Here is a 10,527-nt window from a genome sequence, read left to right on the forward strand (position 1 = left end):
CGTACTCACCGGTTGTGTGGTGCACCGACTTGGTGCTGACGGAGCGTCACAACACGGTGACCTCGGATGACGCCCCTTCAGGCGGGTGTTCACCCTTTTCACGCGTCGCTCGGCCGGGCATAGGTGCGGCCCTTCCACGCCGCGCCGCGGCCCCGGTAGTGCTGAACGGCCGAGTCGACGGTCATCAGGAGGTACATCAGCGCCGTGAACGGAAGCAGCGGCGCGAGCGCGGCGGGCTGGCGGTAATAGCGCAGCATGGGCAGGTAGGTGCCGGCCATCAGCAGCCACGCCAGGCCGCCCGCCCAGGCGGTGGCGGGGTATCCGCCCAGAAGCCCCGCGAGGAGGGCCGCCGGGGGCACGAGGTAGACGAGCACGAGCGCGGCGACCGTACCGGCCAGCAGGAGGGGCTGGTGGCGCAGTTGGGCGTAGGCGCTGCGCGAGACCATCCGCCACAGGTCCGCGAGGGCGGGGTACGGCCGCACGCTGTCCACCCGCTCCGCCAGCCCGAGCCAGATCCGCCCGCCGCAGCGCTGAACGGCGCGGGCGAGCGAGACGTCGTCGATGACGGCCTGGCGGATGGAGTCCGGCACACCCGCCCGTACGGCGGCCTCGGTGCGCAGCAGGACGCAACCTCCGGCGGCCGCGGCGGTCCGGGCGGTGGGGCGGTTGATCCGGCGGAAGGGGTAGAGCTGGGCGAAGAAGTAGACGAAGGCCGGTACCACGAGCCGCTCCCAGGGGCTGACGACACGCAGCCGGGCCATCTGGGAGACGAGGTCGAGGTCGGCGGAGGTCGCCGCGGCGACCAGCTCGCGAAGGCTGTCGGGCTCGTGCGCGATGTCGGCGTCGGTGAGGAGGAGGTAGTCGGGCTCGCGGGCGTGCGTGGCGCGGGCGAGCGCGATGCCGTGGCGGAGCGCCCAGAGCTTGCCGGTCCAGCCGGGGGCGGGGGCGCCGGGGGAGACGACGGTGACGGGGAGGCCGGGCTGTTCGCCGGCGATCCGGAGCGCGAGGTCGCCGGTGCCGTCCGTACTCCCGTCGTCGACCAGGATCACCTCGGCCTCGCCGGGATAGTCCTGGGCGATGAGGGAGGGGAGGCTGCGGGGGAGTACCGCGGCCTCGTCCCGGGCCGGGACGACGATGGCGACGGAGGGCCAGTGGGCGGGGGCGGTGCGTGGGGGGAGGCGGACGTCCGTGCGCCAGAACATGCCCTGGGCGACGGTGAGCCAGAGCCAGGCGGCGAGGGAGGTGTATGCCGCGTAGGGGGCGCAGGCGGCGATGAGGGGGCCCATGGCGGCAGTGTGCCGGGCCCGGCGGGGCGTGTCGCGGATTGCGACGTCCCGGTGCGGCGCGCCTGACCGGCGGCCGGGCGCCTGCGGCTCCCGGCGCCCGCCCTTCGGGACGCCTCGGCGCAGGCGACGTGACCCGGCGGCCGGCCGCGCCCGGTCGACCCCACGCGTCGCGGGTCCCGCACGTCTCGCCTGGGGCGGGTGGCGTCGAGGTGGGGGTGGTGCGGGCGTGTTGGCGTGGGCCCCATGGGGAGTGCCGGGTGCCGGGGGTGGGGGCGGGCCGGTGGGCCCCGTGCGCGGGCTGGGTGGGCGGGGGCCGCAGGGAGCGCCGGGCCCTCTGGGGGGGGTGGGCGTGTCGGCGGGGAGCGCCGGGCTCCGGGTGGGGCGGGCCGGTGGGCTTGGGGTGTGTTGGGGCAGGGCGGGCGCGTCGGCGGAGGGCCTGCTGGGAGCGCCGGTTTGCGGGCGGCGGCGGGCCGGTGGGTCTGGGGTGGCGGCAGGGCGGGGGCACGATGGGAGCGCTGGATGCCGGGCGGCGGCGGGCTGGTGGGCTCGCCGTGGGCCGGGCGGGCGGGGCGTCGATTAAAGTGGCCGCGTGAAGATCGCGCTCATGGACTCCGGAATCGGCCTCCTCGCGGCAGCCGCCGCAGTGCGGCGGCTGCGGCCGGACGCGGATCTGGTCCTGTCCTCCGACCCTGACGGGATGCCCTGGGGCCCGCGGACCCCCGCCGACCTCACCGAGCGGGCGCTCGCCGTCGCCCGGGCCGCCGCCGCGCACCGTCCGGACGCGCTGATCGTGGCCTGCAACACCGCCTCCGTGCACGCCCTGCCGACCCTGCGCGCCGAGCTGGAGTTCGCGATTCCGGTGATCGGGACCGTACCGGCGATCAAGCCCGCGGCGGCCGCCGGGGGCCGCGTGGCCATCTGGGCCACGCCTGCCACCACCGGCAGCCCCTACCAGCGCGGGCTGATCCGTGACTTCGCCGCCGGAGCGCGGGTCACCGAGGTGCCCTGCCCCGGACTGGCCGATGCCGTGGAGGCCGCCGATGACGCGGCCGTCGTGGCTGCCGTCGCCGCGGCCGCCGCGCTGACCCCGGCCGACGTGACCGACGTGGTGCTCGGCTGCACGCACTACGAGCTGGTCGAGGCGTCCATCCGGGCGGCCCTCGCCGTCCGGACCGGGGGAGCCGAGCTCGTCTTCCACGGTTCCGCCGAACCCGTCGCCCTCCAGGCCCTGCGTCGTTTCGGCGCCGGCCCCGCACCCGACCTGCCCCGCACGGGCGGCATGACCGTCCTGCTCAGCGGGCGGCCCGGTGTGCTTCCCCCGGCCGCACTCGGGTACGCGGAGGGACGGCTGCTCGCCGGTGAGGGCGTGGTCGTCGGCTGACACCCGAGGACCTGGAACTCGTCGCGGCCGCCACCGAACTCGCCCGCTCCCGCTGCTACGGCGAGGACCACAGCGTGGGGGCGGTGGCGCGCGCCCACGACGGCCGGACCGTCTCCGGCGTCAGCGTGTACCGCGCCACCGGGGGCTCTGCCGAACTCGCCGTCCTCGGCATGGCCGCCGCACCGGGCATCCACGTGCTGGACACGATCGTCGCCGCGGGCAGCCGACGACGCGACGTGCTGCCGCCCCGCGGCCGCTGCCGCCAGGTGCTCCTCGATCTCACCCGCAGATCCGGGTGCTCCTCGGCGCCGGTGAGCGTCTGCGGGTCGTACCGGTGGGCGAGCCAGATCGTCCTGTCCGAGGTCACCAAGTGCTACGACACCCGAGTCGTCCTGGACCGCGCCAGCTGTACGATCCGGCCCCGGCGAGCGCGTGGGCGTCGTCGGCGACAACGGCTCGGGCAAATCGGCCCTCCTGTGGCTCCTCACGGGCCGGGAGTGGCCCGACCACGGGGAGGTCACCGGCACCGCACCCGGCGGCCTCGGCCACCTGGCCCAGACCCTCGACCTCCCCCCGACCGCCCGCGGGGGCGACGCGATCGCCTCGCACTCGCGGAGCCGCGCGCCCTCAAGCGCCGCATCCGCGCCGCCGAAGCCCTGCTGCACCGGGCCGGTCCCGAGGAACTGGCCGCGTACGGCGTCCTCCTCGCCGCCTACGAGGCTCGCGGCGGCCCGGACGCCGCACGGCGCGTCGCGACCACGCTCCACCGCCTGCGGTGAACGGACCGTGCTCGATCCGGACCGCAGGCTCGCCACACTCTCCGGCGGGCAGCGTTCCCGGCTCGCGCTCGCGGGGGTGCTCGCCGCCGAGCCGGAACTGCTGCTGCTCGACGAGCCGGATCCGAGCCGCCCGGGAGCGACTGCACCGGCTGACCGAGCACCCGGTCGCGCCGCCTCCGCAGCCGCTGACCGTCACCGGCCGGTTCGCGGCGGGATCCGCCGGGGAGGTGGAGGTGGCCTTGGCGCACTTCGGCGGGACGCTGGTCCTGGTCACACACGACCGGCGGCTGCCCGCGGCCTTCCGGGGACGGTGGCTCGAACTGGCCCCCGCGCGTCAGCGGGAGGCGGCCGTCGCGAGCCGCTGAGCCAGCTCGCGCAGCCCGTCCGCGTCCAGGACCCGGTCCCCGAAGCCGGGCAGGGACACGTGCAGCGGAACGGTCCAGTCCCCGGGGATCGCCGCCTGCCCGTACGCCGCCCCGGCGAGGGTCCCGGTCACCGCGGCCACCGTGTCGGTGTCCCCTCCGAGGTCGACGGCCGCCCGCACGGCCTCCGCGAAGCCACTGGTCGCGCGCAGCGCCCACACCGCCGAGCCCAGGCAGGGCCACACCGCGCCGTTGAACTCGGTGGCCAGGCCGGGATGCCAGTCGGGGGCGAGCACGCGACCGTACCGCTCGCGGTGGTCCGGGTGGACCGCGGCGAGCGTCGCGGGAAGAGCGGCCAGCGGGTCAGCTCCGTCGAGGGCGGCCCGTACCAGCTCGTGCAGTACGGCCGTCCCCTCCCAGGCGGCCGGGTCGCCGTGCGTCAGCGCCGCGATCCGCCGGGCGGCGTCCATCGTCCCCTGACGGCCGGCCGCGGCGAAGTACACCGCGGAGGTGGCGGCCCGCATCAGGGAACCGTTGCCCGCCGCGCGGGCGTTGACCTGGAAGTGCAGGGCGGCGGCCAGGTGCCAGGGTTCGCCGTTCGTCAGGACGTCCTCGGTCTGGAGGTCGATGTCCTTGGGCTGCCCGGCCGCCCATCGCTGGAACCTGCGGAAGACGTCTTCCGGTTCGAGCCGCCGTGCTCCAGCAAGGACTCGCCGACCAGGACGGCCATCTGCGTGTCGTCCGTAGCCTCGCCCGGATCCCACCCACCGCCGCCTCGCATCTCCTGGCCCCGGGCGGTCAACTGCCCCGCGGGGCCGAACTCGTAGGGCGCGCCGAGGGCGTCGCCCGCCGCCGAGCCCAGTACGGCCCCCACGGCCCGGTCGAGCCGGGTGATCACGAGGCCGCCTCATGGCACAGCGCGTCCAGCAGGCCGCGGGTGAAGCCTTCCAGGTCGTCCAGGCCGGCCGCGGCCAGCGTGCCCGGGGCCCCCGCCAGCAGGTGCGGGATCGCGCCGTGCAGGGCGAGGGTGAGGGTGCGGGCTTGCTCGGGGCCGGCCGGCAGCCCCGCCGCGCGCAGCAGGTACGCGTGCGCCGCGAAGTCCGCCGCGCCGATGGGGTCCAGCAGCGCGGCCAGCCACGGCCGCCGTGTCGCCTCGGTCTGGAGTTCCAGATAGGCCAGTACGCGCGGCCGCCCGGGCCCGGCGACATCGCGCAGCATCCCCGCGAGGAGCCCCGCGAGCTCCCGGGCGTCGGCGGGCCCCGGCCCTGCGCCCGCCAGGCCGGCGGCCATGGCCCGGTACCGCTCCAGGCAGCGTTCCGCCACCGCCCGCAGCAGGGTGTCGCGCGTGGGGAAGTAGTTCTTCGTGGTGCCCGCCGGTACCCCGGCCGCGGTGTCGACGGCCCGGTGCGTCAGCCCGCGCCCGCCCGCGTCCGCCAGCACGGTGATGGCCGCGTCCCGCAGCCGGTCCCTTCGGTCCTGATTCACGTGGACAGCTTAACCACAGCCGTGGTACTACGTCTGTGGTACCACGGCTGTGGTGGCGGGGGAGTCGCGGCGAAGGGGTCGGCCATGAGGGGTGTGAGGGGTGTGAGGGGTGTGAGGGGCATGAGGGGCGAACGGGGCACGCGAGGCGCGAGGGGTGCGCGGCGTATGAGCGGGCTGAGCGGCATGCGGAGCCAGCCGGGCACGGCCGTCGTGGTCGGTGCGGGAGTCGGCGGGCTCGCCACCGCCATCGGCCTGCGCCGCGCGGGCTGGGCGGTGACCGTCCTGGAGCGCCGGACCGCACTCGAACGCTACGGAACCGCCTTCGGGATCCACCCCACCGCTCAGGCCGCGCTCGACCGGCTGGGCCTCGGTGACGCGCTCCTGGCGCGCGGCGTTCCGTACCGCGACGCCCGTATCCGGCGCCCCGACGGCAAGGTGCTGGCAGCCCTTCCCCTGGAACGGATCGAGCGCAAGGCCGGAAGGCCCGAACTCCTCATATCCCGCCCCTACTTGATCGACGCTCTGCTCGCCGAGCTCGGCAGGCTCGGCGGCGCGGAGATCACGTACGGGCACCGCCTCACCGACCCGGCCGGACTCGGCGCCGACCTCGTCGTCGGCGCCGACGGCATCAACAGCGTCGTTCGCACGGCGCACTTCGGCCCGCGCAGCGGCCCGCAGCCGGTCGGTACGGTCGCCTGGATCGGGATCGCCGGATTCGAGACCGGCCTGTACGGCGAGACCTGGGGCGAGGGCCGTTTCTTCGGCATGACTCCCGTCGAGCCGGGGCGCACCAACTGGTACGCCACCGTCCCCGAGGCCACCACCGCCGATGAGGTGCGGGCCGCCTTCGCCGACTGGCACGACCCGATCCCGCGCGTCCTGGCCGAGACCGATCCCTCCACCTGGATCCGGTACGAGATGCGTCACCTCTACCCGGCGCTCCCCGCCTTCGTCGCCGCCGGCCGGGTCGCCCTGGTCGGCGACGCGGCCCACGCCATGACGCCGAACCTCGGCCAGGGCGCCTGCACCGCCCTGCTCGACGCCGAGGCCCTGACCCGGGCCGTCGCCGCCCACGGACCGGCCGGGCTGCCCGCGGCCCTGCGCGCGTACGACGCCGAGCGCCGGCGCAGCGCCCAGCGCGTCGCCTTCGGCTCGCGCAGCCTGCACCGCTTCATGACCGTCCGCCGGCCGGGCCTGCGGGACGGGCTCGTGCGCCTGCTGCCCGGCTGAAGCGCCGGTGAGGGTCAGACCTCCGCGAGCCGCCGTGTCAGCTGCTCCTTGGTGACGTCCTCCAGGTGGGTCAGGAGCACCCACAGGTGTCCGGAAGGGGCGCGCAGAAGGGCGGTCCGGTCCCCGTGGAACCGGTCGGCCGGTTCCTGTACCAGCTCCGCCTCTCACGTGCTTTCGCTGAGGAGTTTGTCGTACGGGTGGCGGGGCTGACTCAGGAGGCGGTTGGCACGGTCGGGCTCTGTACCGCTGTTGCTTCGCCCTCTGACCGCAGGCGGGCCGGCCACTGCTTTGCGGCGGGCGCGCCTCGTGCCCCGCAGGGGGAATCCCGCCAGCGTGTACGCCTTCGAGGATCAGGGTGTGTTCCTGACGGTCGCTTCGAATGTGAGGGCACTCTTGGTGCCCGAGGGGGGGCTGTCAGCACGCGCAGGTGGGCATAGCGGCCTTCGGTCGTCGTGAGGCAGAACCGTGCTCCCGTGACGGCATCGGCGGCCCATGTGCCGTTCCGGTCGATGGCTTCCGCGCAGGATTCGGCCGTGGCGTCGGGTGCTCCGTCGGGCAGGGGCGCGATGGCCTCCGCGTAGAGGTTGGGTTTGCCGGTTGTCGCGCCGACCTGGACGTCGTAGCCCTCGAGGCTGTCTGCGACGAGGGGCGCGGTCGAGTCGAGACCGTCGAAGGTGATGTCGAAGGTGATGTCGAAGGCGTTCAGGGCGGTCTTCCAGCGCATGGTTCAGCGCCGCTGGCCTTTGCTGGTGGGGTCCGGCGACATGATGGCCATGTAGACGCACTTCAGGACGGCGGTCTCGTTGGGGAAGTGGCCGCGGGCTTGACCACCGCCGGATCCTGGCGTTAACAGACTCGACCGCGTTCGTGGTGCAGACGATGCGGCGGATCTCGGTGTCGAAGCGGAGGAACGGGGTGAACTCCTCCCAGGCGTTCTCCACAGCTTCACGGTCGCCCGGTATTTCTTGCCCCAGTCGTCGGCGAACTCGGAACTCGGCGAACCGCTCGAGGGCAGCTTCTTCGGTCGGGGCGGTGTAGACGGGCTTGAGGACACGGGAGATCTTGTCCCAGTCCTGGCGGGCGGCATAGGCGTTCTAACCACACGCCCGTGGCCTACCTTCGTCGCGGTCACCCACCGCGGCCGCCTTCGACGGTGACCTCGGCGGGCCAGATACCGTGCTCGATAAAGTACGCCACGACATGACCCCCCACGTCGAAGGCGACAGTGTCCCGGTCGGCGTAGGTGTCCACCTGCCCGTTGGACAGCAGATAGCCACCAGAGGAGCCTTCGCCGCGCGGATCGGCGAGATGCTCACCCGAGTCGTCTGCCCCGTTGAACAACACGACCATCGCGCGTTCGCCGTTGGTGACTACGGCCAAGAGCCGCCCGGCGTCATTCTCGAACCACGTCTCCTGGCTCCCCCAGTCCCGTCGACTGCGAAGCAGCTGTCGAGCTTCTTCGCCGGAGTAAGTGTGACCCCCAGAGCCTTGCAGGTGCCAGCGGTTCGTAGTGGTCAAGGCGCTCCTGCCTATACCTGGCGTCTCCGAAAAAACAGCCAGGCCGGATACGGGCGATGGCAATGCCGGGACAGCGTCTGAAGAGACCCTCATTCTCACACCCAATTCTCCCTTAGGGCGATCATCTATGCCAGTGAAGATGGAGTCCTTCATGAAGGCGATATTCTTACAGCGTTGTTCAGCACTCATCGTGGTCGTGGCAATGGCCGCCGCCGCAGGCTGCATGAAGGGACCGGACCGCCTCGACGCGGCTCCGCTGCCGCCCACCGTGCCACCGCGCGTAGCGAACGATCCGCTGGCAAAATTCGACCCTCAGGGTGGCGCCCCCCTGCCGTGGGAGGCCCACTCCGGTCTGCTGAGCGCGGGCGGCACGTCGGTCGGGGCAGACTCATGCATCGGAGTACCGCCGTGGCCGGACGCCGAGCTGCTAGCTCGCGACCATGATCGTTTTCGATGCTACTTCCTGTACGAGAACTCCTCATGACCGTCCGCGCACCCGGCGGGGGTGACCAGGTAGGGGCTCACCCACTCGCGGGAGTAGCCGCTCGGGTCGTCCTGGTCGGGATACATGCGCCGGGTGGGGGCGTACGAACCACTGGTGGCGGTAGACCCGGTCAGCGGTGTCCCGGGCCCCACCGTCGCCGTCGGGTCGGGGGCGGGCCGGGCCGGACCTCTTCGAACTGCCACAGGCCGTGCCGGGCGTCGACGGGCTGGCGGATCAGCAGCAGGGTGGCCAGCAGTGGCCGGATCACCCTCAGCTGGTCGTCGTTGATGTCGTTGACGCGGTCGGCGCCCACCCCGTACCGGTCCCTGCTCGTGGGCACCGAACGGTGGTTCTGGATCAGGAGCGTTGGCGCGCCGCGGTACGGCGACCCTCGTGATGGGGCACTGCACCAGTCGACTCGCGAAGGCGCCGCGTTCGCGGCCACTCAGTCGAGACAGAACTCGTTGCCCTCGATGTCCTGCATCACGAGGCACGACTCGTTGTCGTCATCGGCAGGCAGTAGTCGCACGCGTACCGCGCCGAGCGCGACCAGTCGTGCGCACTCGGCCTCAAGTGCGGCCAGGCGCTCTTCACCCACGAGCCCCGTGCCGACCCGCACGTCGAGATGCAGCCGATTCTTGACGACCTTGCCTTCGGGAACGCGCTGGAAGAACAGTCGCGGGCCCACACCTGAGGGATCAGCGCATGATGCGAACGCTGGACCCTGATGCTCAGGGGGCAGTGCGCGATCGAAATCGTCCCACGTAGCGAACCCCTCTGGCGGCGGCGGTACGACGTACCCCAGCACCTCGGACCAGAAACGAGCGACGCGCTCAGGTTCTGCGCAGTCGAAGCTGACTTGGAACTGTTTGATCGACTCCATCGGTCCATCGTAGAGGCGGGTCTTTCGTCGTCTCCACGGGCCCGCACCTGCCAGGTTGTGGCGCATGCGGCCGACTCTTGGCGCTGAGTGGGACCTTGAGCCGTGGGATGACGATCCTGACAGCGTCTCCACTGGAGGAGGTCCTGGCGGACTTGGGGAACGTCGCATCCGGGCGCAGGTGAGCTGTAGCCACGCCCCAGTACAACGAAGGAGCGTACGGGAGGCAACCCGCCCGTGCTCAGCGTCGGCGGTCGCGCGGCGCGAGCAGGCCGGTGACTTCGGCGATCGCCTTCCGGGGAGGGGTGGAAATGCTTCCGTACGTTCTCCGCCTTCTTGTGCCGGGACTTCGCCATCAGCATGAGCAAGCTCGTCCCACCCCCGCCGAGGTGGGTCAGGCCGGAGTGCCGCCACTGATGCAGATCCCAGCCCGTGCCTGGCTCGCTGCCCAGGGCCGTGTGCTCGTCCAGAAGCACCCGGGCCTGCCCGTAGGAGAGGCCGGCGGGCCGGGTGTCCGGGCAGATGTCGCGCGGGCTGAAGACCTTGCCGGGACCTGGCTTGCGGTGGATGACGAACACCGGGCCGCGAGTACGGCCCCTGAGAAGGCGGGGCAGCAGCCGGGCGGTACCCGTGTCCCAGCTGACCGTCTCCAGGACGAATCCTCGCGGACGGCACCGCGGCGACGCGTACGAGGACGACCGCCCTTGGCCTTCACCGGAGCCCGGCCCCCGGCGCCCGGCGCCCGGCGAGGTCCAGCTCCTCGATGTTGACGCCCGGGCTCTCCTCGGCGCGGGCGACGGTCTCATAGAGCATCGGCCACAGCGTCTTCTCCCGCAGGTGCACCTCACGCCGCGCGATCAGCCGGTCGATCGCCATCTTCGAGCGGGCCGGCCCCGGGCCATGGTCGTACTGCGGTACTGGGAAGACCTGAGCGTCGAATCCGTAGCCTGTCTCACTTTTCACGGTCAGTGGAGACAGGCGCGGCCGTCAGGGCGTTGCCGCCCGTCTTCGGGGGCGGCACCGGACCAGGCTGGTCAGTGTGCCTGGGGGAACAGGACGGTGCGGCACGGCTCCCCGAAGTATCACTGCCATGCCCCGGCTTCACGGACAGCGTGCCCGAGG

10 protein-coding genes and 5 pseudogenes are annotated in these 10,527 nt (G+C 72.9%); 4 read left to right on the forward strand and 11 right to left on the reverse strand.

Annotated elements, in window-relative coordinates; translation table 11 throughout:
- Window positions 1-98 precede the first annotated feature (98 nt).
- Complete coding sequence (locus ABZX75_RS19310) at window positions 99-1,286, reverse strand: glycosyltransferase (protein WP_355411979.1); 1,188 nt, start codon at window positions 1,284-1,286, stop codon at window positions 99-101.
- 589 nt (window positions 1,287-1,875) lie between these two features.
- Here ABZX75_RS19310 and ABZX75_RS19315 point away from each other — a divergent pair.
- Window positions 1,876-2,667 carry an aspartate/glutamate racemase family protein gene (locus tag ABZX75_RS19315; protein WP_355411981.1) on the forward strand — a complete coding sequence of 264 codons (792 nt, stop codon included), beginning with the start codon at window positions 1,876-1,878 and terminating at the stop codon, window positions 2,665-2,667.
- A gap of 55 nt (window positions 2,668-2,722) precedes the next feature.
- Here the strand turns inward: ABZX75_RS19315 and ABZX75_RS19320 are convergent, their stop codons facing one another.
- Window positions 2,723-3,034: a hypothetical protein gene (locus tag ABZX75_RS19320; RefSeq protein ID WP_355411983.1), complete on the reverse strand. Its 312-nt coding sequence runs from the start codon at window positions 3,032-3,034 to the stop codon at window positions 2,723-2,725.
- 65 nt (window positions 3,035-3,099) lie between these two features.
- Here ABZX75_RS19320 and ABZX75_RS19325 point away from each other — a divergent pair.
- A pseudogene (locus tag ABZX75_RS19325) lies at window positions 3,100-3,519 on the forward strand (ATP-binding cassette domain-containing protein); the annotation flags it as partial.
- Window positions 3,520-3,780: 261 nt separating this feature from the next.
- Here the strand turns inward: ABZX75_RS19325 and ABZX75_RS19330 are convergent.
- Window positions 3,781-4,703: pseudogene (locus tag ABZX75_RS19330) on the reverse strand (ADP-ribosylglycohydrolase family protein).
- Window positions 4,703-5,293, reverse strand: a complete 591-nt coding sequence (locus ABZX75_RS19335) for a TetR/AcrR family transcriptional regulator (RefSeq protein WP_355411985.1) — start codon at window positions 5,291-5,293, stop codon at window positions 4,703-4,705. The pseudogene ABZX75_RS19330 and the gene ABZX75_RS19335 overlap by 1 nt, the downstream one beginning before the upstream one ends.
- A 165-nt stretch (window positions 5,294-5,458) precedes the next feature.
- On the opposite strand from ABZX75_RS19335, the gene ABZX75_RS19340 reads away from it, so the two are divergent.
- Window positions 5,459-6,523 (forward strand): NAD(P)/FAD-dependent oxidoreductase, encoded by a 1,065-nt coding sequence (locus ABZX75_RS19340; protein WP_355411987.1) that lies wholly within the window; start codon window positions 5,459-5,461, stop codon window positions 6,521-6,523.
- Window positions 6,524-6,537: 14 nt separating this feature from the next.
- Here the strand turns inward: ABZX75_RS19340 and ABZX75_RS19345 are convergent.
- The 4 genes and pseudogenes from ABZX75_RS19345 to ABZX75_RS19360 all read right to left on the reverse strand — a co-directional run.
- A pseudogene (locus ABZX75_RS19345) lies at window positions 6,538-6,684 on the reverse strand (VOC family protein); the annotation flags it as partial.
- Between the two features lie 50 nt (window positions 6,685-6,734).
- Window positions 6,735-7,247 carry a hypothetical protein gene (locus ABZX75_RS19350; protein ID WP_355411989.1) on the reverse strand — a complete coding sequence of 171 codons (513 nt, stop codon included), beginning with the start codon at window positions 7,245-7,247 and terminating at the stop codon, window positions 6,735-6,737.
- A 160-nt stretch (window positions 7,248-7,407) separates the two neighbouring features.
- Window positions 7,408-7,584: pseudogene (locus tag ABZX75_RS19355) on the reverse strand (IS256 family transposase); the annotation flags it as partial.
- Between the two features lie 67 nt (window positions 7,585-7,651).
- Window positions 7,652-8,194: a hypothetical protein gene (locus ABZX75_RS19360; protein WP_355411991.1), complete on the reverse strand. Its 543-nt coding sequence runs from the start codon at window positions 8,192-8,194 to the stop codon at window positions 7,652-7,654.
- On the opposite strand from ABZX75_RS19360, the gene ABZX75_RS19365 reads away from it, so the two are divergent.
- Window positions 8,193-8,525 carry a hypothetical protein gene (locus tag ABZX75_RS19365; protein WP_355411993.1) on the forward strand — a complete coding sequence of 111 codons (333 nt, stop codon included), beginning with the start codon at window positions 8,193-8,195 and terminating at the stop codon, window positions 8,523-8,525. The two genes, ABZX75_RS19360 and ABZX75_RS19365, sit on opposite strands and share 2 nt — an antisense overlap.
- Window positions 8,526-8,655: 130 nt before the next feature.
- Here the strand turns inward: ABZX75_RS19365 and ABZX75_RS19370 are convergent, their stop codons facing one another.
- The 3 genes and pseudogenes from ABZX75_RS19370 to ABZX75_RS19380 form a co-directional block, all read right to left on the reverse strand.
- Complete coding sequence (locus ABZX75_RS19370; protein WP_355411995.1) at window positions 8,656-8,865, reverse strand: hypothetical protein; 210 nt, start codon at window positions 8,863-8,865, stop codon at window positions 8,656-8,658.
- Between the two features lie 105 nt (window positions 8,866-8,970).
- On the reverse strand, window positions 8,971-9,408 hold the full coding sequence (locus tag ABZX75_RS19375) for a VOC family protein (RefSeq protein ID WP_355411997.1): 438 nt from the start codon (window positions 9,406-9,408) through the stop codon (window positions 8,971-8,973).
- 238 nt (window positions 9,409-9,646) lie between these two features.
- Window positions 9,647-10,296, reverse strand: a pseudogene (locus tag ABZX75_RS19380) (site-specific integrase); the annotation flags it as partial.
- Between the last annotated feature and the right edge of the window lie 231 nt (window positions 10,297-10,527).

Source organism: Streptomyces sp. NPDC003038 (genome assembly GCF_040611115.1).
Lineage (GTDB): Bacteria > Actinomycetota > Actinomycetes > Streptomycetales > Streptomycetaceae > Streptomyces.